General features: G+C 63.9%; 27 protein-coding genes and 2 pseudogenes. 16 read left to right on the top strand and 13 right to left on the bottom strand.

Going from position 1 to position 25,641, the window contains the following annotated elements; translation table 11 throughout:
• Window position 1 precedes the first annotated feature (1 nt).
• Together KHO27_RS10150 and KHO27_RS10145 are read right to left on the bottom strand one after the other, a co-directional pair.
• Window positions 2-823, bottom strand: coding sequence for an aldo/keto reductase (locus KHO27_RS10150; RefSeq protein ID WP_214501724.1), 822 nt, complete (start codon window positions 821-823; stop codon window positions 2-4).
• On the bottom strand, window positions 811-1,716 hold the full coding sequence (locus tag KHO27_RS10145; RefSeq protein ID WP_038706217.1) for a LysR family transcriptional regulator: 906 nt from the start codon (window positions 1,714-1,716) through the stop codon (window positions 811-813). Before KHO27_RS10145 ends, KHO27_RS10150 begins: the two co-directional genes overlap by 13 nt.
• 120 nt (window positions 1,717-1,836) lie before the next feature.
• Between KHO27_RS10145 and KHO27_RS10140 the strand changes: the two genes are divergently transcribed.
• The 8 genes and pseudogenes from KHO27_RS10140 (at window position 1,837) to KHO27_RS10105 (ending at window position 9,106) form a co-directional block, all read left to right on the top strand.
• Window positions 1,837-2,535 (top strand): CoA transferase subunit A, encoded by a 699-nt coding sequence (locus KHO27_RS10140; protein WP_110701348.1) that lies wholly within the window; start codon window positions 1,837-1,839, stop codon window positions 2,533-2,535.
• 35 nt (window positions 2,536-2,570) lie between these two features.
• On the top strand, window positions 2,571-3,227 hold the full coding sequence (locus KHO27_RS10135; protein ID WP_110701346.1) for a CoA transferase subunit B: 657 nt from the start codon (window positions 2,571-2,573) through the stop codon (window positions 3,225-3,227).
• 295 nt (window positions 3,228-3,522) lie between these two features.
• Window positions 3,523-4,941, top strand: coding sequence for a short-chain fatty acid transporter (locus tag KHO27_RS10130; protein ID WP_110701344.1), 1,419 nt, complete (start codon window positions 3,523-3,525; stop codon window positions 4,939-4,941).
• Window positions 4,942-5,121: 180 nt separating this feature from the next.
• Window positions 5,122-6,831 (top strand): ShlB/FhaC/HecB family hemolysin secretion/activation protein, encoded by a 1,710-nt coding sequence (locus KHO27_RS10125; RefSeq protein WP_214501723.1) that lies wholly within the window; start codon window positions 5,122-5,124, stop codon window positions 6,829-6,831.
• Between the two features lie 39 nt (window positions 6,832-6,870).
• Window positions 6,871-7,252: pseudogene (locus KHO27_RS10120) on the top strand (two-partner secretion domain-containing protein); the annotation flags it as partial.
• Window positions 7,245-7,544: pseudogene (locus KHO27_RS26385) on the top strand (EndoU domain-containing protein); the annotation flags it as partial. The pseudogenes KHO27_RS10120 and KHO27_RS26385, both read left to right, overlap by 8 nt.
• A gap of 5 nt (window positions 7,545-7,549) precedes the next feature.
• Window positions 7,550-7,804 (top strand): MafI family immunity protein, encoded by a 255-nt coding sequence (locus tag KHO27_RS10110; protein ID WP_214501721.1) that lies wholly within the window; start codon window positions 7,550-7,552, stop codon window positions 7,802-7,804.
• Between the two features lie 849 nt (window positions 7,805-8,653).
• Entirely contained in the window at window positions 8,654-9,106 is a 453-nt protein-coding gene (locus KHO27_RS10105; RefSeq protein ID WP_111532780.1) for a Cdi1I family immunity protein, read from the top strand.
• Window positions 9,107-9,141: 35 nt separating this feature from the next.
• On the opposite strand, the gene KHO27_RS10100 is transcribed toward KHO27_RS10105, so the two are convergent.
• The 3 genes from KHO27_RS10100 to KHO27_RS10090 all read right to left on the bottom strand — a co-directional run bounded on the left by KHO27_RS10100 (window position 9,142) and on the right by KHO27_RS10090 (window position 11,529).
• Window positions 9,142-9,699: an RNA 2'-phosphotransferase gene (locus KHO27_RS10100; RefSeq protein ID WP_214501720.1), complete on the bottom strand. Its 558-nt coding sequence runs from the start codon at window positions 9,697-9,699 to the stop codon at window positions 9,142-9,144.
• Window positions 9,700-9,822: 123 nt separating this feature from the next.
• On the bottom strand, window positions 9,823-10,713 hold the full coding sequence (locus KHO27_RS10095) for a dihydrodipicolinate synthase family protein (RefSeq protein WP_214501719.1): 891 nt from the start codon (window positions 10,711-10,713) through the stop codon (window positions 9,823-9,825).
• A gap of 33 nt (window positions 10,714-10,746) precedes the next feature.
• A complete protein-coding gene (locus KHO27_RS10090; protein WP_110701327.1) occupies window positions 10,747-11,529 on the bottom strand; it encodes an aldolase in 783 nt (260 codons plus the stop codon).
• Between the two features lie 154 nt (window positions 11,530-11,683).
• On the opposite strand from KHO27_RS10090, the gene KHO27_RS10085 reads away from it, so the two are divergent.
• Both KHO27_RS10085 and KHO27_RS10080 read left to right on the top strand, forming a co-directional pair.
• Window positions 11,684-12,226, top strand: a complete 543-nt coding sequence (locus KHO27_RS10085) for a helix-turn-helix domain-containing protein (protein ID WP_038706211.1) — start codon at window positions 11,684-11,686, stop codon at window positions 12,224-12,226.
• 10 nt (window positions 12,227-12,236) lie between these two features.
• Window positions 12,237-13,013 carry a helix-turn-helix transcriptional regulator gene (locus KHO27_RS10080; protein WP_110701325.1) on the top strand — a complete coding sequence of 259 codons (777 nt, stop codon included), beginning with the start codon at window positions 12,237-12,239 and terminating at the stop codon, window positions 13,011-13,013.
• A gap of 50 nt (window positions 13,014-13,063) precedes the next feature.
• On the opposite strand, the gene KHO27_RS10075 is transcribed toward KHO27_RS10080, so the two are convergent.
• The 3 genes from KHO27_RS10075 to KHO27_RS10065 form a co-directional block, all read right to left on the bottom strand.
• Complete coding sequence (locus tag KHO27_RS10075) at window positions 13,064-13,645, bottom strand: LysE family translocator (RefSeq protein ID WP_111532784.1); 582 nt, start codon at window positions 13,643-13,645, stop codon at window positions 13,064-13,066.
• A gap of 86 nt (window positions 13,646-13,731) precedes the next feature.
• A complete protein-coding gene (locus tag KHO27_RS10070; protein WP_214501718.1) occupies window positions 13,732-13,944 on the bottom strand; it encodes a hypothetical protein in 213 nt (70 codons plus the stop codon).
• 97 nt (window positions 13,945-14,041) lie between these two features.
• Complete coding sequence (locus KHO27_RS10065) at window positions 14,042-14,674, bottom strand: SEN1982 family lipoprotein (protein WP_214501717.1); 633 nt, start codon at window positions 14,672-14,674, stop codon at window positions 14,042-14,044.
• Window positions 14,675-14,915: 241 nt separating this feature from the next.
• Between KHO27_RS10065 and ppk2 the strand changes: the two genes are divergently transcribed.
• Window positions 14,916-15,725 carry a polyphosphate kinase 2 gene (gene ppk2 / locus KHO27_RS10060; RefSeq protein ID WP_214501716.1) on the top strand — a complete coding sequence of 270 codons (810 nt, stop codon included), beginning with the start codon at window positions 14,916-14,918 and terminating at the stop codon, window positions 15,723-15,725.
• A gap of 28 nt (window positions 15,726-15,753) precedes the next feature.
• On the opposite strand, the gene KHO27_RS10055 is transcribed toward ppk2, so the two are convergent.
• Window positions 15,754-16,269, bottom strand: coding sequence for a GNAT family N-acetyltransferase (locus KHO27_RS10055; protein WP_110701317.1), 516 nt, complete (start codon window positions 16,267-16,269; stop codon window positions 15,754-15,756).
• 132 nt (window positions 16,270-16,401) lie between these two features.
• Between KHO27_RS10055 and KHO27_RS10050 the strand changes: the two genes are divergently transcribed.
• The 3 genes from KHO27_RS10050 to dksA all read left to right on the top strand — a co-directional run bounded on the left by KHO27_RS10050 (window position 16,402) and on the right by dksA (window position 18,799).
• Window positions 16,402-16,962 (top strand): gamma carbonic anhydrase family protein, encoded by a 561-nt coding sequence (locus KHO27_RS10050; RefSeq protein ID WP_102684245.1) that lies wholly within the window; start codon window positions 16,402-16,404, stop codon window positions 16,960-16,962.
• Window positions 16,963-16,964: 2 nt separating this feature from the next.
• Window positions 16,965-18,302 (top strand): dihydroorotase, encoded by a 1,338-nt coding sequence (locus tag KHO27_RS10045; protein WP_214501715.1) that lies wholly within the window; start codon window positions 16,965-16,967, stop codon window positions 18,300-18,302.
• Window positions 18,303-18,391: 89 nt separating this feature from the next.
• The gene (gene dksA, locus KHO27_RS10040) at window positions 18,392-18,799 is read left to right on the top strand and encodes an RNA polymerase-binding protein DksA (protein ID WP_102684247.1); all 408 of its coding nucleotides are present in this window, start codon (window positions 18,392-18,394) and stop codon (window positions 18,797-18,799) included.
• 136 nt (window positions 18,800-18,935) lie between these two features.
• Here the strand turns inward: dksA and KHO27_RS10035 are convergent, their stop codons facing one another.
• Together KHO27_RS10035 and KHO27_RS10030 are read right to left on the bottom strand one after the other, a co-directional pair.
• Window positions 18,936-19,649, bottom strand: a complete 714-nt coding sequence (locus KHO27_RS10035; protein ID WP_110701311.1) for an MgtC/SapB family protein — start codon at window positions 19,647-19,649, stop codon at window positions 18,936-18,938.
• 338 nt (window positions 19,650-19,987) lie between these two features.
• Window positions 19,988-20,758: a class I SAM-dependent methyltransferase gene (locus tag KHO27_RS10030; protein WP_214501714.1), complete on the bottom strand. Its 771-nt coding sequence runs from the start codon at window positions 20,756-20,758 to the stop codon at window positions 19,988-19,990.
• 75 nt (window positions 20,759-20,833) lie between these two features.
• On the opposite strand from KHO27_RS10030, the gene KHO27_RS10025 reads away from it, so the two are divergent.
• Complete coding sequence (locus KHO27_RS10025) at window positions 20,834-21,295, top strand: sterol desaturase family protein (protein WP_214501713.1); 462 nt, start codon at window positions 20,834-20,836, stop codon at window positions 21,293-21,295.
• 102 nt (window positions 21,296-21,397) lie between these two features.
• Here the strand turns inward: KHO27_RS10025 and KHO27_RS10020 are convergent, their stop codons facing one another.
• Together KHO27_RS10020 and KHO27_RS10015 are read right to left on the bottom strand one after the other, a co-directional pair.
• Window positions 21,398-22,090 (bottom strand): hypothetical protein, encoded by a 693-nt coding sequence (locus KHO27_RS10020; RefSeq protein WP_023631093.1) that lies wholly within the window; start codon window positions 22,088-22,090, stop codon window positions 21,398-21,400.
• Window positions 22,091-22,249: 159 nt separating this feature from the next.
• Window positions 22,250-22,948, bottom strand: a complete 699-nt coding sequence (locus KHO27_RS10015; RefSeq protein WP_110701303.1) for a pirin family protein — start codon at window positions 22,946-22,948, stop codon at window positions 22,250-22,252.
• 187 nt (window positions 22,949-23,135) lie between these two features.
• On the opposite strand from KHO27_RS10015, the gene KHO27_RS10010 reads away from it, so the two are divergent.
• On the top strand, window positions 23,136-25,640 hold the full coding sequence (locus tag KHO27_RS10010) for a UvrD-helicase domain-containing protein (protein WP_110701301.1): 2,505 nt from the start codon (window positions 23,136-23,138) through the stop codon (window positions 25,638-25,640).
• Window position 25,641: the final 1 nt, after the last annotated feature.

Genomic DNA, 25,641 nt, shown 5'->3' with positions numbered 1-25,641 from the left:
CTCAGACCATCGCCAGTCGCTGCTTGCGTGTCGGCGCCGGGAACGCCTGCTCGATGGCTTGCAGGTCCTCTTCGGCAAGCACCAGGTCGGCCGCCGCCGCATTCAAGCGCACATGCTGCGGATCCACCGCCTTGGGGATCGCGATCACCCCATCATTGCGCGTGACCCAGGCCAGGCTCACTTGTGCCGGCGTGGCGCCATGGCGTTCGGCGATCTGCGCCATCACCGGGTGTCGCAGCAAGCGCCCGGCCTGGGCCAACGGGCAGTAGGCCATGGTCGGCAAGCCCTGCTCGCGGCTCCACGGCAGCAGGTCGAACTCGATACCACGTTCGGCCGGGTTGTACAGCACCTGGTTGGTGGCGCAGGCGCTGTTATCCAGTTCGCGCAAGTCGTCGAGGTCGAAATTGGACACGCCCCAGCGGCGAATCTTGCCCTGCTCGATCAGCCGCTCGAAGGCTTGCACCGTTTCGTCCAGCGGGTACTGACCGCGCCAGTGCAGCAGGTACAGGTCGATGCAGTCGGTGCCCAGGCGCTGGAGGCTGCGCTCGCAGGCGGCCGGTACACCGCGTCGGCTGGCATTGTGCGGATAGACCTTGCTGACCAGGAACACCTGGTCGCGGCGCCCGGCGATGGCCTGGCCGACCACCTGCTCGGCGCCGCCCTCGGCGTACATTTCCGCCGTGTCGATAAGGCCAAGGCCCAGGTCGATGCCTTGTTGCAGGGCCGCCACCTCGGCGGCCCTGCGGCCCGGGTCCTCGCCCATGTACCAGGTGCCCTGGCCGATGGCCGGAACGCGGGAGCCCGCCAGATTCACGTAACGCATGTCACCTCCTGTGGGTGGGTATGGGTCAGCAGTACATCGAGCAGCGCCTCGGCGGCCTTGGACAGCTTGTGATCACCCAGGGCGATCACACCGATGCGCCGCTCCACGGTGGGATCGACCAGCGGCACGCAACGGGCGCCGAGCTCCTGCATCTGCTCGATGCACAGCGCCGGCACCGCGCTGACCCCCAGGCCACTGGCAACCATGCGGCCGATGGTCGACAGCTGATGGCTCTCGAAGGCCACCGCCAGCTTGCCATGGTTGGCGGCCAGGTGCTGCTCGAGCAGCAGGCGCACCGCCGATGGCCGCTGCAGGGCGATGAAGTCCTCGGCCAGCAGCTCCTGCCAGCGCACCTGGGGCTGTTGGGCAAGGGGCGAGTCGGCCGGCACCACGGCGACGAAGCGGTCCATGTACAGCGGGTGGAAGCGCAGCGCCTCGCTGCTTTCCGGCTCGAAGCCGATGCCCAGTTCGACGCGGCGATGGCGCACCAGTTCCAGCACCTGCTCGTTGATCACGTCGTGCACGGTGACATTGACCTTGGGGTAGCGTTGGCGAAACACCTTCAGCGACCGTGGCAGCAGGTTGCCGGCGAAGGCCGGCATGGCCGCCACCGACACCCGACCCAGTTGCAGGGTGAAGCGCTGGCGCAGCATCTCCTCGGTATCGTCCCAGTCGGCGAGCAGGCGCCTGGCCAGGGGCAGCAGTACCTCGCCCTCGGGGGTCAGGCTGACGCTGCGGGTGGTGCGGGTGAGCAGGGCGCCGCCGAGGTTGTCCTCCAGGGCCTTGATGGTCAGGCTCAAGGCCGGTTGCGACACGTGCAGGTGCTCGCCGGCCTGGGCGAAGCTCTGGTACTTGGCCACGGTAACGAAGGCACGCAGCTGCTTGACGTTCATGAGGGGCTGACCCTTTGTTTTGGAAAAGTTATCAATCGATGACGAAAACAAAATTAACAAATCAGTCGACTACAGTGAAGATGACCGTACGGTTCCAACAACTACAAAAGGCGACTGAGCATGGCCGGACTGGACAAGCGTGTAGCAACTTATGAAGAGGCCCTGGCGGGCCTGACCGACGACATGACCGTGCTGGCCGGCGGCTTTGGCCTGTGCGGCATCCCCGAGAACCTCATCGCCGAAATCAAGCGCCTTGGCGTCAAGGGCCTGACCGTGGTCTCCAACAACTGCGGCGTCGACGGCTTCGGCCTCGGCGTGCTGCTCGAGGACCGGCAGATCCGCAAGATGATCGCCTCCTACGTTGGCGAGAACGCCGAGTTCGAGCGCCAACTGCTCAGCGGCGAACTGGAAGTGGAGCTTACCCCGCAAGGCACCCTGGCCGAGAAGATGCGCGCCGGCGGCGCCGGCATCCCGGCCTTCTTCACCGCCACCGGCTACGGCACCCCGGTTGCCGAAGGCAAGGAAGTACGCGAGTTCAACGGCCGCAAGTACATCCTCGAAGCGTCCATCACCGGCGACTTCGCCATCGTCAAAGGCTGGAAGGCCGACCACTACGGCAACGTGGTGTACCGCAACACCGCGCAGAACTTCAACCCGCTGGCCGCCACCGCCGGCAAGATCACCGTGGTCGAGGTCGAAGAGATCGTCGAGCCCGGCGTGCTGCTGCCCAGCGAGATCCACACCCCGGGCATCTATGTCGACCGGGTCATCGTCGGCACCTTCGAGAAGCGCATCGAAAAGCGCACCGTCAAGGCCTGAGCGCCGCCCTCAAGAACAACAAAGAGATCCTGACCATGGCATTGACCCGCGAACAAATGGCGCAACGCGTCGCCCGTGAACTCAAGGACGGCTACTACGTCAATCTCGGCATCGGCATCCCCACCCTGGTGGCCAACTACGTGCCCGACGGCATGGAAGTGATGCTGCAGTCGGAGAACGGCCTGCTGGGCATGGGCGAGTTTCCCACCGAAGCCACCATCGACGCCGACATGATCAACGCCGGCAAGCAGACCGTTACCGCCCGCCGTGGCGCGTCGATCTTCGATTCGGCGCAATCCTTCGCCATGATCCGTGGCGGCCATGTCGACCTCACCGTGCTCGGCGCCTTCGAGGTGGACGTGGAAGGCAATATCGCCTCGTGGATGATCCCCGGCAAGCTGGTCAAGGGCATGGGCGGCGCCATGGACCTGGTGGCCGGCGCCGACAACATCATCGTCACCATGACCCATGCCTCCAAGGACGGCGAGTCCAAGCTGCTTCCCAAGTGCAGCCTGCCGCTGACCGGTGCCGGCTGCATCCGCAAGGTGCTGACCGACCTGGCCTACCTGGAGATCGAAAACGGCGCCTTCATCCTGCGCGAGACCGCGCCGGGCGTGAGTGTCGAGGAAATCGTCGCGAAGACTGCCGGCAAGCTGATCGTGCCGGACGACGTGCAGGAAATGACCTTCTAAGCAGCACCGTTGCAAGCGCCCCATCGCGGGGCAAGCCCGCTCCCACTAGGGTTTGTACGAAAAGTCGCCGAGCGGCGATCAGGCAAGGCGAAAACAGGCGAGGAACGGCCGGGGTCGCGCCCGACTTGACTGGTTGTCAATGAGCATTCCGAGCCTGTTTTCAACGCAGCATGATCGTCGCGCAGGCACTTTTCGTACAAAGCCTAAGGACCACGCATCCTTCGTGGGAGCGGGCTTGCCCCGCGATGGGGCGACGCCGTTTCAGTCCTATAAAAATCAGAAAAAGGAAAACATCGTGGCCGCTGATATCCAAGACAGCCGCTCCGCCCGCTTTGCCCTGCGCTGTTCCAACTGGGCCGAACGCTGGTTCCCCGATTCCTGGGTGTTCGCCGCCCTGGCCGTGATGCTGGTGGCCCTCGGCGCCCTGGCCATGGGCGGCAAGCCCACCGACACCGCCAAGGCTTTCGGTGACGGCTTCTGGAGCCTTATCCCGTTCACCATGCAGATGGCCTTCGTGGTCATCGGCGGCTATGTGGTGGCCAGTTCGCCACCTGCCGCCCGGCTGATCGACCGCCTGGCGCGGCTACCGAAAAACGGCCGCTCGGCGGTGTGCTGGGTGGCGCTGATCTCGATGCTCGCCTCTTTGCTCAACTGGGGCCTGTCGCTGGTGTTCGGCGGCCTGCTGGTGCGCGCCCTGGCGCGCCGCACCGACCTGAAGATGGACTACCGCGCCGCCGGCGCCGCCGCCTACCTGGGCCTGGGCGCGGTGTGGGCGCTGGGCCTGTCGTCGTCGGCCGCGCAGTTGCAGGCCAACCCGGCCAGCCTGCCGCCGTCGATCCTGTCGATCACCGGGGTGATCCCGTTCACCGAGACCATCTTCCTCTGGCAGTCCGGGGTGATGCTCGCCGCGCTGGTGATCGTCTCGCTGATCGTCGCCTATGCCACCGCGCCTGGCCCGAACAGCGCCCGCAGCGCGCAGGACTGTGGAGTGGACCCGAGCTTCAGCGCACCGCCTTCGCCCCAGCGCACGCGCCCGGGTGAATGGCTGGAATACAGCCCGATCCTGATCCTGCTGCTGGTGGCCCTGGCCGCCGGCTGGCTGTACCAGGAGTTCGCCACCAAGCCGGCGATCACCGCGATTTCCGGGCTGAACACCTACAACCTGCTGTTCATCATGCTCGGTGCCTTGCTGCACTGGCGCCCGCGCAGCTTCCTCGATGCCGTGGCCCGCGCCGTGCCGACCACCACCGGGGTGCTGATCCAGTTCCCGCTGTACGGCTCGATCGCCGCCATTCTCACCCAGGTCAAGGGCGCGGACGCCCAGACCCTGGCTCACCATATCTCGCTGTTCTTCACCCAGATCGCCACCCATGACACCTACGCCTTGCTGATGGGCGTGTACTCGGCGGTACTCGGCTTCTTCATCCCGTCCGGCGGTGGCAAGTGGATCATCGAGGCGCCGTACGTGATGCTGGTGGCCAACGACCTGCAATACCACCTGGGCTGGGCGGTGCAGATCTACAACGCCGCCGAGGCGCTGCCGAACCTGATCAACCCGTTCTACATGCTGCCGCTGCTGGGGGTGCTGGGGCTCAAGGCGCGTGACCTGATCGGCTTCTCGTTCGTGCAGTTGCTGGTGCATGTGCCGCTGGTGCTGGTGTTGCTGTGGGCGCTGGGCACCACGTTGCACTATGTCCCGCCTGTAATGCCCTGATCAGGCAGATCCATCAGACGCCTGCCTGGAAGGGAGTCTGATGAGCGCACAAGCGCCATGGATCGGCGCTTGTGCAGCCTCCTACCGGGATATCCGAAAAAGCTGAATGATGGCAAATTGACGTCAATATGCTGGCCACTTACTATGCGCGCCACTTTGCGTTGATCACCAGGGACAGGTATGCCGGTACGTCTTCACTCAGCGCGCAATTATGCGCGCTTCGCATTTGTTGCAACATTGTGCAGCCCGTTGGCCTGGGCCGTTTCACCGGGTGACCAGGACCTGATCCGCGAACGCCAGAACCGCCTGCTGGAAGAGCAGCAACGGCGCCTCGAGGACCTGCGCAACCTGCCTGGCGAAAGCGTACAACCTACCCAGCAGCAACGGCCCGAAGACACCCGCTGCTTCGATATCCACACCATCGAGCTCAAGGGCGCCGACAACCTGTCCGCCGCTGACCGCGACAGCCTGCTCAAACCCTTCATCGACCAGTGCCTGGGCGTCACCCAGCTCAATGCCTTGCTCAAGGCCATCACCGACCATTATTTGGGCCGTGGCCTGGTCACCAGCCGCGCCTACCTGCCGCAGCAGGACCTGTCCTCGGGCCACCTGCAGGTGCTGGTGGTGGAAGGGCGCCTGGAAGGGCTGCGCCCGGACCCGGCCAGCGGCCTGAGCGAGCGCGAACTGGCCATGGTGTTCCCCGGCGAAGTCGAGCAGCGCCTGAACCTGCGCGAAGTCGAGCAGATGGTCGACCAGCTCAACCGTCTGCCGTCGAACAAGGCGCAGATGGAGCTGACCCCTGGCAAGGCCGTCGGCGGCAGCGAAGTGCTGGTGCGCAACACCCAGCAGAAACCCTGGCGCGCCTCGCTGTCGCGTAACAACGAAGGCCAGCGCAGCACCGGCGAGCAGATGCTCAACCTCGGCCTGGAATGGGACAGCCCGCTGGGGCTGGCCGACCAGCTGATGCTGCGTGGTGGCCACGATGTGGTCAGTGATCACACCCAGGGCTCGAAGAACGGCGTGCTGTTCTACAACCTGCCGTGGGGCTGGTGGAACTTCACCTACAGCTACAGCGAGAGCGAATACCGCTCCCTGGCCCAGGCCAACGGCTTTGCCTTCAAGCAGACCGGCGACAGCCAGAGCCACCAGCTGCGCGCCGAGCGCGTGGTACATCGCGATGCCACCAGCAAGACCTCGCTGAATGCCGGTGTGGCCCACCTGCGCACCAACAACTACATCGAGGACAGCCGCCTGGAGGGCAGCAGTAACCGCCTGAGCGAGGCGCAGTTCGGCATCAACCACGGCCGCCGCCTGGGCAATGCCTTCGTCAACATCGACCTGGGCACTCAGGAAGGCATCGGCGCCTTCGATGCCCAGGACAATGCCCACCCGCGTCCGGGCCAACCGGTGGCGCGCTACCGCAAGTACAGCGCCACGGTCAGCTATGTGCAGGGCTTCGAACTGTTCGGCGAGCGCCTGAGCTTCACCAGCCTGGCCACCGGCCAGCGCAGCGAAGACGTGCTGTTCAGCCCTCAGCGCATCAGCCTTGGCGGGCTGTCGTCGGTACGCGGCCTGAAGGACCAGTCGTTGTCCGGCGACAGCGGTGGCTACTGGCGCAACGACCTGCGCTGGACCCGCCCGGTTAACTGGCCGCTGCTGCAGCCGTTCGTGGCCGAGTATGGCCTGGGCCTGGGCTACGACCTCGGGGTGATCCGCAACGATCGCTACAACGGCGAGTATCACGGCCGTGCCAGCAGCCACTCGCTGGAGCTGTTCGCCCGCGGCCAGCACATGGCCGCCAGCGTGACCTTCGCCCACAGCCTGGAACGCCCCGACGTGCTGACCGAAAAGGAACGCCCGGTGTATTTCCGCCTCGACTTCTTCCTCTGACTCACCCGACTCATCCCCGCCTTACCCACGAGATTTCACATGGACGTCCGTCTATTCGCCTTCCTGGCCCGCCAACGCTCGGCCCTAATTCAGCCACGTGAACGCTTTTGCGGCCTGCCCAAGCGCGGCCTGGCGTTCCTGCTGGCCAACGTCATGTTCTGGCAGCCGCTGTGGGCCCAGGCCGCCGAAGGCGTGGTGGTCAGCGCACCAGGCACCAGCCTCGGCCAGGCAGGCAACGGCGTGCCCATCGTCAACATCGCCGCGCCCAACGGCAGCGGCCTGTCGCACAACCAGTTCAGCGACTACAACGTCGGCCAGCAGGGGCTGATCCTCAACAACGCCACCGGGCGCACCCAGGGCACTGAGCTGGGCGGGATCATCCTTGGCAACCCGAACCTGCAGGGCACGGCGGCCCAGGCAGCGGTGGACATATGTGGCCAGGACAGGAAGGGAAGACAGTTTTCCCTGAAAGTTGGTCAGGAGATAAAATAATCGACGCGGTCGGTGATATCACGACATCTCCGAACACTAAGTGGTACGCGCAAACTGGAACCGGGGGTGTTTATACCGCCAAAGGAGATGCTGCTAAATGGGTTGCTTATGAAACTCGTGATGGCGTGCGAGTGCGAGTTGTATATCAGCCGGCTACGGGAAAGGTTGTTACTGCATTTTCTGATGAGGCGCCAATTCCACCTTACAAAGCAATTAAGTAGGATTTATGTTTGCGGATCGCATTATTAAGTTTGGGAAAAAATTTGAAGGTAGATTGAACTCCGATCTTCTTCAAGGGGCCTTGGACTATGTCGCGTACAGTGAAGAGGGTCTAGCCTTTGAGATATTGTGTGATCATATCTGTGAATATGATGTTTCCATAAGCGATGAAGAGTATAGAGAGGCTGTTCTGCTGGTTTTAGATATGGGGCTTGACTTGGGTAAGGGGCCGTTTAAGCATTTGCTGGGGGTGAAGAGATAAAAGAATAGTAAACATAAGCGAAAGAGTAGGGGTAAGTATATTTTTCTACTCTATTTTCCGCAGTTATCACTGGTGAGAGCATGAAGTGGCGTAGGCGGAGCGCGTTGAAGTTAAAGTATGGAAATTAAATCTGTCAGCTTTCGGTCGATGCCCTGCAGAAAAAGGGGGCAACAGAAAAAGGCAGAAAAAGAGGACAGATTTATTTTCCTACTCTAATTTCTATCTTTGCATGGCCAAGACGACGTTGAAGCCCGTTGCTTAAGGTGTCTGTGAGGAAAACACGTGCTGGGAACCGGGGCGTCAAAATTAGAGTATGGAAAATAAATCTGTCCCCTTTTTCCTATCTGAAAATGTTTCATCGGTATTTTGGTTGGTGTGAGGTCCTAAAGGACGGCGCTTATGTAACGCCGGGAAATTTTTGGGATGAAGAATGAGTTGGGTGCGGTGCAAATGTACATCAAGTGACATTTAATCGAGGGGGTAAGTCTTGGCCTAAAATATGCACTTGAGGACCTTGGCAGAGGGAGTGAGTATGAGTGAGGTGGCGCTGCCTTATGTTAGTCTGATGGAAGAGTATTTATCGGACAAATGTACCTTGGGCTAGTTTGTTGAGGTGTTTTTGGGCGGTTCAAGAATGAGTCGCGGGTGTTGCCCGAGGATGTCTATCTTGTGCTGGACGAATTGTTCGGCAATCTTGACGCTTTTACAGAAAATGAGGATTTATTGCGCGGCGATCCCGATTATTATCTCAGCACGGAGCAGGTGGATCATTGCATTCGGTGCGCTTGCGAATCTCTTAAGAAGTGAATGTTTTGCAAATACTCCTCGTAGGCCGAAAGAGGGACTGTCGTGTACGAAGTCATGTTGGAACACGTGCCGGATGTGGCGTTGCAAGCTGTCCTCAAGGTGATCGTGGCTTCGGCGAAAACGCATTCTGATCTTTCGCTGTCGGCAGACTCCGAGGTTCAAGGAGGGGAGAGCCTGGAGGCAGTGACGCAGCGATTGCGCGGTAGTGGTGAGTCGGTATGTCTGAGCCTGCGGCTCTGGGAATTCAATGTATCCAATAAGGTGAGCCTGCCGTTGGTGCTGCTACGAGTCATCAAGTGGGAAGATCGCCTCGATATTGAACTCTCCTTCAACAGCACGTCTGCTGACGACTTGAGCGATATCATGCACTCGTTGCATGCATATGCGTCGGGCTTGGCAGGTCGTTTCTCGATACCTGTATTTTATGGCGGGATGGAGCCCGCGATGGATAAGGATACGCGGTACTTTACTAACGAAACGCTTGGCCCGCTTTAAACTGGTCGGGCGGCACAAGGCCGCTCCTTGCAGGCTTATTCTTCTGCCTGGCATGACAGATATACCGGCGGCACCTGGTCTACCAGCCAGACACCGTTGTCCGCTTGATAGAACACTGCTCCCGCTGCGCACATGGCCTGGGTATCGACCGTGAGCAGCACCGGCTGGCCATAGCGCTTACCCACCGTCAACGCAGTCTGCGGATCCTCGCTCAGGTGCACATGGTGACGGCTGCCTGGGATCAGGCCCTGTGTTTCGATGGAGGCCAGGAAGCGGCTGGCGGTGCCGTGATAGAGCAGGACGGGTGGCGCCTTGGCGACGTGTCGCACTTCGACCTGGTTGCTGCTGTGGCCTTGGGCGGCGCGGATGCGGCGGCCATCGTCGGAAAGGGTGAAACGGCGCTTGTCATTGGTCTCGACCACTTCACGCAGGGCGTGCAGGTCGAAGGCATGACCTTGCCGGCCGGCGCCGTGGATCAGCGCATCGACATCGGCCCAGCCGTCGCGGTCGAGGGACAGGTCGATAGATTCGGGGGCGTGGCGCAGTACGTAGCTGAGGAACTTGCTGAGGGCGTCGCGTTGTTTCTGGTTCACTGGAAAGGTCCTTTTCCATGGCTTCTGGTCGTTTGGGTTGGGGCATTCTCCGGGTTTGGGGTTGGCTTCTCAAGCGTGTGCAATGACCTGTGGAAGCGTACTCCCACAGGTGCGTTGGTTACATCAGTCCTGACGCAAAGCGTCGAGCAGCGTCTTCAGCTGGTCGCGGCCCCGGGCATCCAGCCCGAACACCGGCCGACGCGGTTCGCCTACCGGTAGCCCGGTCATCTCAAGGCCAGCCTTGATGGTCGCCGGCAAGCCGCCCTTGAGGATGAAATCGAGCAACGGCAGCTGGCGGTAGAACAGCGCCTTGGCCTGTTCCAGCTCACCGCTCTGCACCGCCTGGTACAGCCGCAGGTTCAGTTCGGGAATCAGGTTGGCCGCCGCCGTGCACCAGCCCGTGGCACCGGCAACGAAGGCTTCCAGCGCCAGCGGGTTGCAGCCGTTGTAGAACGGCACCTGGCCCTCGCCGAGCAGTTGCAGCTTGTGCATGCGCTGGATGTCGCCGGTGCTCTCCTTGACCATGGTCACGTTGTCCACCTCGCGCACGATGCGCAGGATCAGTTCCACCGGCATGTCGGTGCCGCTGGTGGCCGGGTTGTTGTAGAGCATGATCGGGATGTCGATGGCCGCGCCGATGGCGCGGTAGTGCTGGAGGATCTCGGCTTCGCTGAGCTTCCAGTACGCGGCCGGCAGCACCATTACCGCGTCGGCGCCGTGCTGCTGGGCGAAGCGGGCGCGGCGCACGGCGCCGCCGGTGGTCAGGTCGGAGACACTGACGATGCTCGGCACGCGCTTGGCAATGCGCTCCAGGCTGTACTGGGCGACCTGCTGCCATTCGCTGTCGCTCAGATAAGCGCCTTCGCCGGTGCTGCCCAGCGGGGCGATGGCGTGGGCGCCGCCTGCGATCAGGCGGTCGATGGACTGGCCCAGCGCGGGCAGGTCGAGCTGCTCGCCGTCGGCGCTGAACGGGGTGATGGTGTAGCCGATGATGCCGTGGAATTGATTAGTCATTGTGCAAGGCTCCGCAAGCAAGGCGTAAAGGGATCAGTTCAGGCAATCGGCGTGGCTGCGCAGGGCCTGCCGGGCGTAGTAGTTGAAGGCGGCGCCGTGGCGCTTGGGCCGGTCGATCCAGTCGTGGGCGTCGCGGCCCAGCTCCGGGGCGATCGGCTTGATGGTGCCGGCGGCCATCGCCAGCAGTTGCAGGCGCGCGGCGCGCTCGATCAGCTGGGCGTAGACGCAGGCCTGCTCGATGCTGGTGCCGGTGGACAGCTGGCCGTGGTGCGAGAGCAGGATGGCGCGCTTGTCGCCCAGGGCGGCGCTGATGATCTCGCCTTCCTCGTTACCCACCGGCACGCCCGGCCAGGCTTCGAGGAATGCGCAGTCTTCGTACAGCGGGCACAGGTCCATGTGTGAGACCTGCAGCGGCACTTCCAGCATCGACAGCGCGGCGACGTGGGTAGGGTGGGTGTGGATGATGCAGTTGACGTCGGGGCGGGCGCGGTACACCCAGCTGTGGAAACGGTTGGCCGGATTGGGCATGCCTTCGCCTTCCAGCACTTCGAGGTCTTCGTTGACCAGCAGCAGGTTGCCGGCGGTGATTTCGTCGAAGCCCAGGCCCAGTTGCTGGGTGTAGAAGGTGCCCGGTTGCGCGCCACGGGCGCTGATCTGTCCGGCCAGGCCCGAGTCGTGGCCGTTATCGAAGAGAATTCGGCAGGTCAGGGCCAGCTTTTCGCGCACAGTCCACGTATTATCGGCAAGCGAGCCTTGCATCTGTGTCAGTGCCTTTTGCACCAGCTGGTCTTTGCTGAGGGTAAGGGTATTGGCCATGGGGATCTTTCCTCTGTGGCGTGATGACGGATGTCAGGGCTGGCTCGCCCCCGAGCTTTGGACGGTGAGGGGGCGAACCATCAAATGACACAAATAATCCTATATGACACAAAGTGTCATGCGCAAGTGCGTTTGTTCGGGAAACCTGCTTCACATGTCTATCCGACTGAAACTGCTGAGAAAGAAACTGGGCATCACCCTTGAGCAGCTGGCCGAGAAGTCCGGCATGACCAAGAGCTATCTGTCCAAGGTCGAGCGTGGCCTCAACACGCCGTCGATCGCCGCGGCGCTGAAGCTGGCGCGGGCGTTGAACGTCAATGTCGAGGAACTGTTCGACGGCGAGCATGACGGCCAGGCGCGCTACAGCCTGGTGCGCCGCGGCGAGCGCCAGGCGCTGGTGGGCGGTGGCGAGGGGCCGGGCTATGCGGTGCTGACCTCGCAGGTCGGCCAGCGCAGCCTGTTGCCGTTTCTGATCCAGCCGCCGACCGAGTTCAGCGACCCGACCTTCAAGGAACATGAGGGCGAGGAGTTCCTGTTCGTCCACGAGGGGCAGGTGGAGGTCGACTTCATGAGCGAGCGGGTGCTGCTGGAGGCCGGCGACGCCTTGCATTTCAATGCCCAGACCCCGCACCGCCTGCGTTCGGTCGGCGAGCGCCAGGCGCAGTTGCTGGTGGTGGTGCAGGGCGGCGAAGGGTGAGGGCGGGGCGATGATCGAGGTCTCGCGGTTCTGGCGTGATCCGGCATTGCCCTTCGTCGAGGCCCGTCTGGTCGGGGATGGCCGCCAGGTGTGCTACACCGCGCATTCCCACGCGAGCTTTTCCATCGGCGTGATCACCGGCGGGCGCAGCACTTACTTGACCGGTGATGCACGGCATGAGGTGGCCGTGGGGACCACGGTGCTCATGAACCCAGGAGTGGTGCACACCTGCAACCCCATCCTGGGCGAACCTTGGTCCTACCTGATGCTGTTCGTTGATTTGCCGTGGTTGCAGGCCCGAGGGTTCGAACTGCCGGCAGCGACATTGAGCACGTCACCTGCGCTGTACGGGCGGTTGCTCGACCTGTTCGCCGGGCTGCTCGACACCGAGGCGCTGGACAAGGCCGAGCGGCTGGCGACGTTCTTCGCAGAGCTGCCAGGTTATCTCGAGGGCGGCGCGGCGCGTCACCCACAGGCGCATCCACGCCTGGAAATGGCTGCCGCGTTCATTCGCACCCACCGTCTGGATCCGCTGACCCTGGAGGACATCTGTGCTGCGGCAGGTTTGTCACGGGCCTACCTGACCCGCGTATTCGGCAAGCGCTTCGGGCTATCGCCGCACGCCTACCTGCTCGACCAGCGGGTGCAGCATGCCCGGGCGCAATTGCGCGCAGGCAGGGCCATCGCCGAGGTGGCGCTGGAAGCCGGCTTTGCCGACCAGGCGCATCTGCAGCGGGCTTTCAAGCGGCACCTGGCGACCACGCCGGGGCACTATCGTAATGGCTGAATAGCACGTGGGAGCGGGCTTGCCCCGCGATAGGGCACGAACCGTCAACCTCATACCATCAGGTACACCGCGCTCGCCACCAGCAACCCCGCCAGCACCCGATTGAGCAGACGCATCCGCCACGGCTCGGCCAGGTACTGGCGGATCACGCTGCCGGCCCAGGCCCAACTGGCCACGGAGACGAAACAGATCGGCCCGTAGATCCAGGTGAACAGCCACAACAGCTGTTGCTCGCCGCCGGTATAGGCGCCGATGCCAGCCACGGCCGCCAGCCAGGCCTTGGGGCTCAGCCACTGCATGGCCGCGCCGTGCCAGGCGCTTGGCGCCCGCTGGCCATCCTCGGCGCCCAGCGCGCCGTCGTCGCTGGCCAGCTTCCATGCCATGTACAGCAGGAACAACACCCCGCCCCAATGCAACAGCTGCCCCAGCAACGGCCAGCGCAGCAGCAGCTCATGCACGCCCAGCCCGACCAGCACCAGCAGCAGGCAGAAACCCAGGGTGGCACCGGCCGCATGCCCGATGCTGGCCCGCAGGCCATGGCGCGCGCCGCTGCCGAGGGCGACGATGTTGACCGGGCCGGGGGAGATGGAGGCGGCGAGGGCGAAGGCCGCCATGGACAGTGTCAGGCTCATCGGGCGTTTCCTTGTGGCGAGGATAGTGCGGCTATCCTGCCCGAGGCCGCGGCGCGGGTATTGAACAAAAATGCCCAAGGGGCCTATCAGCTGGAGGGTGTGTTGGCGTTGTCCTGGGTCTGCTGTGCTTGCTGCTGGGCGGGTGACTGGGCGTCACCCTTGGCGATCTGCTCGGCCTGCTGGCGTTGCAGCGCCCATTGGTCGCTGCGTTCCTTGAGGCGGTCGGCGCCGCCTTCGGCAAAGGCCGAGGTGGCCGAGATCGTTGCCAGCAGGGCGAGTGCACAGGTTAGGGCTTTCATCACTGGGGTCTCCATCGATTGACCTAAAAACGGCCGCCAGGCGGCCGGGTTGAGGCAAGGATGGCGTGCGCGGATTTCCCCAGGATTAACACCGCGATCAGTTGGCCAGCAGTTGCTCGTGGACCCAACCTTGTTCCGTGAGCACCATGGCGCGGGTTTCCTCCAGCGGCTTGGCGGCACTGGCGGCTGCCTGGCCGAGGCCTGCGATGCCGGCCTGGACCGCCGCGTCGCTGGCCCAGCTCGGCAGTTCCTTCACCTGGTAGCTGTAGCTCACCTGCGACTGCTTGCGCCCATCATGTTCGGTAGGCTTGCCGACGCTGTTGATGGCGGTGACCTGGGCCTTGCCGAAGCACAGCCCGCCGGTGCTGGCGCCGTTTGCCTTGCGCCCTGCATCGGCCTTGTAGTAGCGGCGGCCCTCGTCGGTGAGGTCGTAGGCGTAGTAGATGTCGGTGCGCGCCGGCTGCCACAGGCGCTCAGGGACTTCGGTACGGGCAACTTCCCGTTCGCTGACCACGCCGACCTGGGCCAGGGCGTGCAGGGCCTGGTTGATTCCTTCGACGTCGAAGTCACGGGTGCGGGTGGGGAAGGCACTGATCACGAAACAGTGCGGGTACTGGCTGTCGAGGTAGGCTTGGGCAGCCTGGCGCAGGTCGGCTTCACGGGGCTGCTGGTTGTCCGAGCAGCCGACCAGGGTCGCCAGAAACGCCAGCGGTATGATCTTCCTGTCCATCGTAAGGCTTCCTTGTATTGCCAATTGCTGGGTGGAGCGCAGGGCAGGATTAGAACCCGCGCGCCAGAGCGGCCGCAATCGTGGCACGACGACATATCGCCCGTGCTGTGCGCTGTTTGGCAAAGCCTGTTCCTGGCAACGACCGGCGGCCAACCGGCAAATGGTGGGTGTTCAGCCATACTCTGCTGGTTCCGCCCCGGCGCCGTCGGGGCGACCTGAAGCGGGCAGAGAGGAGCAGGCAATGGCCAAGGGCAAGCGCAAGGGTGAGGTCGACGAGAAGCTTGGACGCAAGACCTACGAGGCGGAACTCAAGCGCCTGCATGTGGAGCTGGTCAAACTCCAGCAGTGGGTGGTGGAGAAGGGCCTGAAGGTGTGCATCGTCTTCGAAGGCCGCGACGGCGCGGGCAAGGGCGGCACCATCAAGGCCATCACCGAGCGCGTCAGCCCGCGGGTGTTCCGCGTGGTGGCGTTGCCGGCGCCCACCGAGCGCGAGAAGACCCAGATGTACGCCCAGCGCTACCTGACCCACCTGCCGGCGGCCGGCGAGGTGGTGATCTTCGACCGCAGCTGGTACAACCGCGCCGGGGTGGAGCGGGTGATGGGCTTCTGCACCGAAGAGCAGGCGCACAAGTTCCTCACCGTGGTGCCGATGTTCGAGCGGATGATGGTCGAGTCGGGGATCATCCTCATCAAGTACTGGCTCGAGGTCAGTGCCGAGGAACAAACCCGCCGGCTACAGGACCGCATCAGCGACGGGCGCAAGTTGTGGAAGCTGTCGCCGATGGACGTCAAGTCCTACAACCGCTGGGACGCCTACACCCGCGCCCGCGACGACCTGTTTGCCGCCTCCGATACTTCCTGGTCGCCGTGGTACATGGCGCGCTCCGAGGACAAGCGCAAGGCGCGGCTGAATATCATCAGCCACCTGTTGCAGCAGATCCCTTACAAGGACCTCAGCCGGGAGCACAAGGTGACGCTGCCCAAGCGCGGCAAGATCGGCAAGTACAAGGCGCAGCCGTATCCGTTCAAGATGGTGGCGGAGCGGTTCTGATGCCAATGCGAAGTCAAATCGGCAGCGTCTAGGGGCCGCAGGTAATGGCCAAGCGCATGGCACAGCGATCGGTCAGGCCGTGGGCCAGCTCGCTGGAGATGATCGTCTGCAGGCGATGATCCAGCTGTCGCACCGCCAGACGTTCGAAGCCGTAGCGCTGATAGAACGGGGCATTCCAGGGGACATCGTCGAAGGTGGTCAGGGTCAGCCAGGCCAGGCCCTTGTGGCGGGCGGCATCAAAGGCCTGGTCCAGCAGACGCCGGCCCAGGCCTTGGCCCTGGGCCTCTTGCCGCACGGACAGCTCATGGATGTGCAAGGCGTCATCGGCAACGCTGGCGCAGAGAAAGCCCAGTGCCTGGTCCTGATCATCCACGGCGACCCAGCTGCAACCTTCGCTCACGAATGCCAGGTGCTGGGTTTCATCCATCACGTCGCTGTCGGCCAGCCAGGCGAGGTGCGGCAATTGCCGGAATGCCTGGGCGGCGGAGCGTTCCAGGGCCGGGAGCAAGGGAACATCCTCGATGCGGGTGAGGCGGACAAGCATGGTGGAGACAAGACCTATGGGCGTGGCGTCGCTGCGCAAGAAGACGCAGTTTGCCAGATCGACGCGGGAAGGTGTTGCAATGTAATTGTTATAACGTAACATTTGCAGTCTTCCTCCAGGCAGGACCTCATCGTGATCCGCAGAAACCCCTCCGGCCATCTCCCGCAAATCGCCGAATCGGCCTATATCGACCACACCGCCATCATCTGCGGCAAGGTGATCATCCACGACAACGTGTTCGTCGGCCCCTACGCGGTGATCCGCGCCGACGAGGTGGACGCCGACGGCGACATGCAGCCGATCGTCATCGGCGCCAATTCCAATATCCAGGATGGCGTGGTGATCCACTCCAAGTCCGGCGCGGCGGTACGCATCGGCCAGTACAGCTCGATCGCCCATCGCTCCATCGTCCACGGCCCGTGCGAAGTCGGCGACCGGGTGTTCATCGGCTTCAACAGCGTGCTGTTCAACTGCAAGGTCGGTGATGGCAGCGTGGTGCGGCACAATTCTGTGGTCGACGGCCGCGACTTGCCGCCACGCTTTTACGTGCCGCCCACCGAGCACATCGGTCCGCATACCGACCTGGAGCGCTACCCGCCGGTCAGCGTGTCGGCCTCGGAGTTTTCCGAGGACGTGGCGCGCACCAATATCGACCTGGTCCAGGGCTACAAGGCCTTGCAGAATGAGTTCTGAGCATGGATACGCTATTGGTGCGCAATGCGCGGCTGGTCAATGAGGGGCGTGAATTCGAAGCCGATCTGCTGGTGCGCCATGGGCGCATAGAACGGATCGCCGGCAGCCTCGACAACGCCCGTGCGGCACTGGAGATCGATGCCAAGGGAGCTTGGCTGCTGCCGGGGATGATCGACGACCAGGTGCACTTTCGCGAGCCGGGGGCGCCGCACAAGGGCAGCATCGCCAGCGAGTCGCGGGCAGCGGTGGCCGGGGGTATCACCAGTTTCATGGACATGCCCAACACCAACCCGCCCACGTTGACCCTGGAGGCGCTGGCCGACAAGAAGCGCCGGGCGGCGGCGGGCTCACGGGCCAACTATGGCTTTCATTTCGGCGTTAGCCGCGACAACCTCGACACCATTGCCGCCCTCGACCCGCGCGATGTTGCCGGGATCAAGGTGTTCATGGGCGCGTCCACTGGCGACATGCTGGTGGACGATCCGCAGGTGCTGGAAAAACTCTTCGTCTATGCGCCGACCATCGTCCTGGCCCATTGCGAACACACGCCGAGCATTCTGCAGAACGAGGCTTGGTGGCGGGCGCGCCACGGCGAGTTCATCCCCCCGGCCGCGCACCCGCTGATCCGCGATGCCGATGCCTGCTACCGTTCCTCGAGCCTGGCCGTGCAACTGGCCCGGCGTTTTGGCACGCGCCTGCATGTGCTGCATCTGACCACGGTACGCGAGCTGGCGTTGTTCACGCCCGGCCCGGTGAGCGGCAAGCGCATCACTGCTGAGGTGTGCTTGCACCACTTGCTGTTCGACGACAGCGACTACGCCAGCCTCGGCCATCTGATCAAGTGCAACCCGGCGATCAAGACTGGCACCGACCGTGACGCCTTGCGCAAGGCCCTGGCCCGTGACCGTATCGATGTGATCGGTACCGACCACGCGCCGCATACGCTGGAGGAGAAACGGCGGGTGTATGCACGCGCACCGTCAGGCCTGCCGCTGGTGCAGCATGCCCTCCCGGCGGCGCTGGAACTGGTCAGCGAAGGAGTGCTGAGCATGGCCCAGGTGGTGACCAAGACCAGCCACGCGGTGGCCGAGCTGTTCGCCATTCGCGAACGCGGTTTTCTGCGCGAGGGGTACTGGGCAGACTTCGCCATCGTCGAGCGTCTGGCCAGGCCACGGGCTGTGGCGGACGACCCGATCCTGGCGCGCTGCGGCTGGACGCCGTTCCAGCAGCGCGCTTTTCACCATGTGGTACGTACCACGGTGGTGTCGGGGCAACTGGCCTGGCACCAGGGCCAGGTGCGCGACCCGTGCCAGGGACTGCCCTTGATGTTCGACCGTTGATTGAGCCAGGGGCCGCTGCGCAGCCCCTGTGGGAGCTGGCTTGCCAGCGAAAGGGGCGCGACGCGCCCCCAGCATTTCGGAACCTTGCCATGACTGAAGAGCAATTGTTGCAACAACCTGCCGCCGCCTACATGAACGAACCGCAGCGGCAATTCTTCCGTAACCTGCTGCTGGCCCAGCGCGGCGAGCTGCAGGGCCGTATCGAACAGGAGTTCCGTGCCCTGCGCGAGCAGGAAGTGCACAGCGACCCCGCCGACATCGGCAGCGCCGAAGAAGAGCGCCACTGGCAACTGCGCTCGCTGGAGCGGGAAAAGAAGCTGCTGGACAAGATCGACCAGGCGCTGGAGCGCCTGGCCCGGGGCGACTACGGCTGGTGTGAGGAAACCGGCGAGCCGATTGGCCTGCGCCGCCTGCTGCTGCGGCCCACCGCGACCTTGTGCGTCGAGGCCAAGGAGCGCCAGGAGCTGCGCGAGCGGCATGTGCGCGACAGCGTCTAGGCCCTGTACGACATGTATCTGCACTCGCCCTACTGCGTTGAAACGGGGCTCGGAATGCTCATGTACTCCAGTACACTGCGCTTCCTCCCCCGTTTCGCCTTGTCTGGCCTTTGCGCAGACACATTTCGTACAGACCCTAATCGATGTTCAGGCCCTGAGCCTGCAACTGCCAGCGCACCGAGCTGACGCCTTTCTCCAGGCTCACCCGGCCGACCAGGCGCTCCAGCTGGGTCGGCGCCTGGGGCGTGCCGAGCAGTTCGGCGCGTACTTCCAGGCGTGCCGGGTCGGCCAGGTCCTCGCTGTGCAGCGACTGCAGGCGCAGGCCCGGGTCGCTGAGGCTGTGCAGCATCAGGCTGCGTACCTGGATTTCGTCCTCGGCGCGGCAGACGATGCGCACCTCGTAGCGCTGCTCGACCTCGCTGGCCGGCAGCACGTCCTGGCGGTCGAGGCGCTGGGCGAGGTCGCGCAGCAGGATGTTGGCGCACAGCACCACCAGGCTCCCCAGCGACGCCTCCAGCAACAACCCGAGGCTGCACAGCACGCCGACCGCGGCGGTGCACCAGAGGGTGGCGGCGGTGTTCAGGCCACGCACGTTGAAGCCGTCGCGCATGATCACGCCGCCGCCGAGAAAGCCGATGCCCGACACCACATAGGCGGCGATGCGCGAGGCATCGGTGGGCGCCATGCCCGGCACTGCCTGGGTCATCAACACGAACAGGCAGGCGCCGGTGCTGACCAAGGCGTTGGTGCGCAGGCCCGTCAGGCGCTGGCGCAGTTGACGCTCGGCGCCGATCAGGGCACCGAGCAGCAGGGCCACGCTGACGCGCAGCAGGAAGATTTTCCAATCCATAGCGAACTCCGTTCTGCGGGCGATGGCCCGCATGGGCGCCGACTTGAGACGGCGCGATTGCAAACGAGGAATGCGCAGGACCACGCGCCATGCCGGGTGGCAGGGCTGGGAAGCAAGGAGGAATGTTCAGCCAGGGAGGGCCGAAGGAAACCACCGTCTACCGAGTACGGCGAGACAGTGGCAGGAACGCTGCCGGACTAGCTCGCCGTGTGGGCCTGTCGCAATCGACTGGGGCTACTGTCCAATGCAGGGGTCTCCTGGGTGAGGGATGCTTGAATGCGCGGCGGACCATACGCCTCGACCCGCGCGGGGTCAAGGCATGAATCATGACAATCCTGTTACGGCAGGCGCTGGCAGACGTAGGCCTGGGTGCGGTAAGGGAAGGCGATGCGCTCACGGCCCCTGAGGTCCGGATGGTTGTCGATCAGGCTTTGCAACTGGTCCATGACCTCGTCTTGTTCGGCCTGGGGCAGGGCGGCGATGAAGCTCACCGAGCGCAGGCGTTCGAGGATCACGGTCTGTGGGTCACCCTCATGGACATGGGGCAGGGTGGTCAGTTGCGGAGTGCTGAAGCGGCTCCCTGCGAGGGCTTCGCGCCAGCGCCCGGTGTGAAAACGTGGCGTGTCGCCCTCGTAAGGGGTGATGATTTCGGTGATCCGCGCCACCCAGTCCACTGTTTCGTCTCGCACGTTCCAGATCAGACCCAGACGGCCGCCGGGGGCCAGCACCCGGTGCATCTCCTCCAGGGCGGCGGCATCGGCGAACCAGTGGAAGGCCTGGGCGCAGACCAGCACCTGCTGGCTGGCCTCGGCCAGCGGGATGTGCTGTGCGGTGCCCTCGAGCACGGGGATGTCGGGCAGCCGTTCGTGCAAGCGTGCGCGCATGGCGGCGACCGGTTCCACTGCCGTCAGGCGCGGTGCCAGCATGCTGAGCAGGCGGGTGAACTTGCCGGTGCCTGCGCCCAGGTCGAGCACCGGGGCGCCGGCGCCGATACCCAGGGTGTCGCGTAACCAGTCCTGCAAGGCGACGGGGTAGTCCGGACGACCTTGCTCGTAGTTGCCCGACTGGCGTGTGTAGCCGGTGCTGGCCGAGGCGTGCACATCCTTCATGGAAAATCCCTCTGAATGACCTGGCGGCAATGGTACGCTTGCGCCTTTCGCTGCCAACCCCCTTCGGACCGATACATGTTGTTCAATCTCGCCGTGCTGTTCGGCACCCTGGTGGCCATGGAGGGCGTCGGCACGCTGGCCCACAAGTACGTCATGCACGGTTGGGGCTGGTGGCTGCACCGCTCGCACCACGAGCCGCAACTGGGCATGCTGGAAACCAACGACCTCTACCTGCTGGCGCTTGGGCTGATCGCCGCTGCTTTGGTGATGCTGGGCAAGGCCGGGCATGCGCCGCTGCAATGGGTTGGTGGCGGCGTGGCGGGCTATGGGCTGGCCTACGTGCTGGCCCACGATGGGGTGTTTCACCGGCACTGGCCGCGGGCGCCGAAACCGGTCAACCGCTACCTCAAGCGCCTGTACCGGGCCCATCGCCTGCACCATGCGGTGAAGGGCCGCCAGGGCAGCGTGTCGTTCGGGTTCTTCTATGCGCCGCCGTTGCGGGTGTTGAAGCAGCAGCTGAAACGGCGACGGGGTTGATTGCTTGGCGCCTCATTTGCTTGTTGGGCTGGATACGGCTCAACCGTGCCGCTTGAGGGGCTGCGATGGCAACCCTCGGCTGCCGATACTAGCGGACGCGGCTCATTGCACCGGCAGGAAATTCATCAACAGCAGGCTTTGCGCGTAATTCAGGCCGATCCGTCGATAGCGCTCGTCAAGCATCTGCGCCAACAGGTCGAGGCGGGCGACGACCTTGCCGAACTCCACGGCGAAGCTGAGGTTGCTGCCTTGCTCGGAAATTTCGTTGGAAAACAGCAGGAGCACGCCATTGGCATCCTGGCGCTGGCCGAGCATCCAGGTGGCCTTCTCGATGTTGCGCGCGGCATTGTGGATGAACAACGGGTCGAGGGTGTCGGTCATATAGAACTCGGTGCGCCCGCCGTGGGCGGTGACCAGCATGCTGCCGATGGCGTAGATGAAGGCACCCACCCGGTCGCCGCGAAACTCCGGGCTCAGGGCGTAGCTCAAGGCCGCCAGGTCGCGGCGCTCCCCCAACTGCGCCAGCGGCTGGCGCTGTTCGATGGCGATGCGGATCTGCCGCGCCGCGGTGGTAGCGTCGAGGTAGCCCGATTGCCGCCACTGGTTGGGGTTGCGCAGGTACAGCTTGTTCATCAGCAGGTACAGGCTTTGCAGGTTGTCACGCATGGCCAGGGTGGCCATGCGGTCGACACTGGTCTGGAACAGCTCGTCGGGCTTGCCGTTGCCGAACTGGGTGAGCATGTCGCGCCCCTGCTGCTGGGTACAGGCGACCAGGCACGCGAGGCTGCCGGCCATCAGCAGTAGGAGAGGAAACGGAAAGCGTCTTCGTGCGGCCATCGGCACCGGTTGGAAAAGGCGGTCCCACCGGGGATCGGTGGGACCTGGCCATGCATAGAGCGCACAAACGCGAAAAAGTGCGATAGCGGCCTGCGCCGGCAAGCCGGCCAAGGACGATCAGGCCACATCGACCAGCACGATTTCGCTGTCTTCCAGCGCCGTCACCTTCAGCAGCGTTTCCTGCTCGATCGCCACACCGTCACGGGCCTTGGCTGGCACGCCGTTCACCTCGATCCGTCCCTTGGCCGGTACGAGGTAGCCGCGACGCCCCTCATCGAGGCGGTACTCGGCGCTTTCACCGGCGCGCAGGGTCGCGGCCACCAGGCGGGCGTCGGTGCGGATGCGCAGGCTGTCGTCATCGCCTTCGCGGCCGCTGGCCAGGGTCACGAAGCCTTCGCCACGTTCACCGTTGGGGAACGGGCGGGTACCCCAGGAGGGCGCGTCACCGACCTTTTCCGGGATGATCCAGATCTGGAAGATCCGCGTGTCGACCTTCTCCAGGTTGTACTCGCTGTGGACGATGCCGCTGCCAGCGCTCATGACCTGCACGTCGCCGGCCTCGGTACGGCCCTTGTTGCCCAGGCTGTCCTGATGGGTAATGGCGCCTTCGCGAACGTAGGTGATGATCTCCATGTCACGGTGCGGGTGCGGTGGGAAGCCTGCACCGGCGGCGATCAGGTCATCGTTCCATACGCGCAGGTTGCCCCAGTGCATGCGTGCCGGGTCATGGTACTCGGCGAAGGAGAAGTGATGATGGGCGTCGAGCCAGCCATGGTTGGCGTGACCAAGGCTTTCGAAGGGTCGCAGTTGCAGCATGGTGGTGCTCCTCTGATTCGCTGGAATGGCGCCATGATGCGCGTCGTAAGTATCGATAAAAAGCGTAAATATCGGCTCTTTAATATCTATAAATACGATATTCAATTGTGCTAATCCGCATGCGGTTCATCGCCTAATCCCATGATCCTTAAGCATTCGCTGGCACTTTTACGCGGATGAGGCGAACATGCCGGCTGTTCCGATTTTCAATGGAGTGACCGTGCCGCACGAGCATCCCCGGGCCCCGGCCGACTTGACCCCTCCCGCCCAGTTGCCCTGGCTGCGCCGCCTGGCCGCCCGCCTGTTGGGGCGAGGCTTGTCGCGCCTGCAGGCGCAGCACCGCGACTCCTGGTTCCTCGGCCACGCCACGGGGCAGCGCAACGGCCATGCCGATGGCTTGCGTGAGGGCTACGAGCAGGGCCGGGCCGCTGGTTTCGAGGCCGGGCGCCAGGTCCTGGTAATTCGCGATACACGCCCGGAGAATGCCGGTGTACCAGGCCAGGACGACAACCTGTTCGACGACTGGCGCCTGCCGTTGACCGCCGAGCTGAAAAAGCGCTTCAAGGCTGATGTCGCCAGGCGTCTGCCTGCCGAGGCGCAACCGAGCGCAGCACAATGGAAGCTGATCTTCAGCGACACGCCCTCGACCTGCGTCGTGGCCGGCGCCGGGGCCGGCAAGTCGACCTCGCTGGTGCTGCGCATCCTGCTGCTGCGTCACTACCTGGGCTTCGAACTCGATGCCCTGACCGTGGTGACCTTCACCCGCGAGTCGCGCCGTGACTTCATCCAGCGCCTGCTGCAGGTGTTTGCCCTGTGGCAGCTCGAGCTGTCGCCTGCCCAGGGGCGGGAGCTGGTGCGTACATTCCACTCGCGCATCCTGCCGCTGGTGCGCAGCCTGCCGGGTTTTGCCCAGGTGCGGGCGTTCGAGACCCTGGGCAACGAGATGCCCGCAGGCGGCGAAGCGAACGCTGACAGCAACCCGTTCGACCTGCGCCTGAACGATGCTCAGCGCCAGCAGCTCAACCAGTGCTATAGCGACCTGATGGGCCAGAACCCGCGTTTCGCCCAGTTGGTTGGCGCGTTGCGTCAGGAGGCGCTGCTGCTCAAGCCGCTGGACCCGGACCACCCGGATGTGCAGAAGCGTGTGCAGGTAACCCAACTGGCCGCCCAGCGCGACGAGGAACTGTGCGATGTGATCGAGGACCTGTGGTTCGCCGCCGGTGCCTGGCCGATCAAGGGTATCGAGCCGTGCCGGGACACGGTGCAGATCCGCGGCAGCCGCTTTCATGTCCATGGCCGCCTGGAAGGGCTGGACGCCTGGGTGGTGCTGGGTTTCGACCCGTCCGAAAGCGCCCAGTACCAGCGCCCGGGAGCCAAGCTGGCGGTGCGCGCGGAATGGGCGGTAAAGCGCACCCTGTTTCAAGCTTTCTGTGATAAACAATTGATATGGCTTGATAATTACTCTTCGGCAAAACGGCTTGCAACGTCCTTGGCGGGGGATGCCGTGGCCGGCCCGGGCTTCGAGTACAAGGTCAAGGGCGAGCTGGCCCCGGCGCCGTTGCTCGACGCCTTCGTCACTGCTGCGAGCTTCATCGAGAACCTCGGCCTGGACGTCAACAACGCCGTGGCCGCCATGAGCTTCCCTTCTGGCGATAGCGACGCGGCATTCTTCGAGGCCCTGGCGCTGTTCTGGAAGGCACTGGAAGCACACCTGCTGGCGCAGTCGCCGCCGGTGATGACCTACAACCGCATGTTCGCCCTGTTCGGCGAGAACAACCCGGAGAACCTCGGGTTGCTGCCCGACCCCTTGCTGCGCCCATTGGCGCACCTGATGATCGACGAATTCCAGGATGTCTCGCCGCAGATCGTCAGCTGGCTGCGTGCTTGCCTCGCCGAAATCCGCCGCCGTGGGCCGGCCATGCACAGCGGGCGGGTGGCGCAACATTCATCGCTGATGTGCGTGGGCGACGACTGGCAGTCGATCTACGGTTGGCGCGGCAGTTCGCCGAAATACTTCATGGAGTTCGCCAAGGCCTTCCCGTCGCCGGCCAACACGCGGGTGATGCTGGTGGAGAACTACCGCAGCCAGCAGTACATCATCGAGGCCGCCGAGCATCTGGTCAAAGGCGCGCCGGCCATCACCGGCAAGAAGGCCAGGGCCAGCGGGCTGGCGGCCGAGCTGCCGTTGTCGCCGGTGAAGGTCTTCGACCGGGACGAGGCGGCACTGGCCGAAACCGTGATCGAGCATTATCAACGGGGTGAAACAGTCATGATGCTGTTTCGAAAATCCAGTGATAAGTTATTGATTGAAAAGTATTTACTACCAATAGTTAAAGTTGATTCTAGCTTGCCGCCCGGCCAGCGCCGCCTGCGTCAGCTGACCTATCACAGCGCCAAGGGACTGCAAGCAGATGCGGTGTTCATGCTCGGCGATTGCCACTACCTGACCAGCTCGCCCTACAAGAACCAGGCGTATCGCTTGGCCGGCTTGGGCAAGCCAGGGGACGCCCAGGCGTTCGATACGGCGCAGAAGGAAGAGGTGCAGCGCCTTGCCTACGTGGCGGTGACGCGTGCGGTTCGGCACTGTTACTGGCACGTGGAACGAGCCAGCGGCGAGGCTGCCGCGCAGCCGCGTGCGTCAAGCCAGGTACAGGGACGGCAGGCCTTCTTCGAAGACCTGCGCGGCCAGTAGG

It is taken from the genome of Pseudomonas sp. RC3H12 (assembly GCF_018596375.1).
Lineage (GTDB): Bacteria > Pseudomonadota > Gammaproteobacteria > Pseudomonadales > Pseudomonadaceae > Aquipseudomonas.
This window is presented reverse-complemented; position numbering and strand designations above follow the sequence as displayed.

Bases quoted from the DNA above. Each gene is read 5' to 3' on its own strand.
- KHO27_RS10015 (WP_110701303.1), bottom strand. From the start codon at position 22,948: ATGCTGCAACTGCGACCCTTCGAAAGCCTTGGTCACGCCAACCATGGC.
- KHO27_RS10045 (WP_214501715.1), top strand. From the start codon at position 16,965: ATGGATACGCTATTGGTGCGCAATGCGCGGCTGGTCAATGAGGGGCGT.
- KHO27_RS10065 (WP_214501717.1), bottom strand. From the start codon at position 14,674: ATGGACAGGAAGATCATACCGCTGGCGTTTCTGGCGACCCTGGTCGGC.
- KHO27_RS10140 (WP_110701348.1), top strand. From the start codon at position 1,837: ATGGCCGGACTGGACAAGCGTGTAGCAACTTATGAAGAGGCCCTGGCG.
- KHO27_RS10110 (WP_214501721.1), top strand. From the start codon at position 7,550: ATGTTTGCGGATCGCATTATTAAGTTTGGGAAAAAATTTGAAGGTAGA.
- KHO27_RS10095 (WP_214501719.1), bottom strand. From the start codon at position 10,713: ATGACTAATCAATTCCACGGCATCATCGGCTACACCATCACCCCGTTC.
- KHO27_RS10020 (WP_023631093.1), bottom strand. From the start codon at position 22,090: ATGGCCGGCAGCCTCGCGTGCCTGGTCGCCTGTACCCAGCAGCAGGGG.
- KHO27_RS10025 (WP_214501713.1), top strand. From the start codon at position 20,834: ATGTTGTTCAATCTCGCCGTGCTGTTCGGCACCCTGGTGGCCATGGAG.
- KHO27_RS10135 (WP_110701346.1), top strand. From the start codon at position 2,571: ATGGCATTGACCCGCGAACAAATGGCGCAACGCGTCGCCCGTGAACTC.
- KHO27_RS10070 (WP_214501718.1), bottom strand. From the start codon at position 13,944: ATGAAAGCCCTAACCTGTGCACTCGCCCTGCTGGCAACGATCTCGGCC.
- KHO27_RS10075 (WP_111532784.1), bottom strand. From the start codon at position 13,645: ATGAGCCTGACACTGTCCATGGCGGCCTTCGCCCTCGCCGCCTCCATC.
- KHO27_RS10030 (WP_214501714.1), bottom strand. From the start codon at position 20,758: ATGAAGGATGTGCACGCCTCGGCCAGCACCGGCTACACACGCCAGTCG.
- KHO27_RS10035 (WP_110701311.1), bottom strand. From the start codon at position 19,649: ATGGATTGGAAAATCTTCCTGCTGCGCGTCAGCGTGGCCCTGCTGCTC.
- KHO27_RS10145 (WP_038706217.1), bottom strand. From the start codon at position 1,716: ATGAACGTCAAGCAGCTGCGTGCCTTCGTTACCGTGGCCAAGTACCAG.
- KHO27_RS10085 (WP_038706211.1), top strand. From the start codon at position 11,684: ATGTCTATCCGACTGAAACTGCTGAGAAAGAAACTGGGCATCACCCTT.
- dksA (WP_102684247.1), top strand. From the start codon at position 18,392: ATGACTGAAGAGCAATTGTTGCAACAACCTGCCGCCGCCTACATGAAC.
- KHO27_RS10055 (WP_110701317.1), bottom strand. From the start codon at position 16,269: ATGCTTGTCCGCCTCACCCGCATCGAGGATGTTCCCTTGCTCCCGGCC.
- KHO27_RS10090 (WP_110701327.1), bottom strand. From the start codon at position 11,529: ATGGCCAATACCCTTACCCTCAGCAAAGACCAGCTGGTGCAAAAGGCA.
- KHO27_RS10125 (WP_214501723.1), top strand. From the start codon at position 5,122: ATGCCGGTACGTCTTCACTCAGCGCGCAATTATGCGCGCTTCGCATTT.
- KHO27_RS10010 (WP_110701301.1), top strand. From the start codon at position 23,136: ATGCCGGCTGTTCCGATTTTCAATGGAGTGACCGTGCCGCACGAGCAT.
- KHO27_RS10080 (WP_110701325.1), top strand. From the start codon at position 12,237: ATGATCGAGGTCTCGCGGTTCTGGCGTGATCCGGCATTGCCCTTCGTC.
- KHO27_RS10150 (WP_214501724.1), bottom strand. From the start codon at position 823: ATGCGTTACGTGAATCTGGCGGGCTCCCGCGTTCCGGCCATCGGCCAG.
- ppk2 (WP_214501716.1), top strand. From the start codon at position 14,916: ATGGCCAAGGGCAAGCGCAAGGGTGAGGTCGACGAGAAGCTTGGACGC.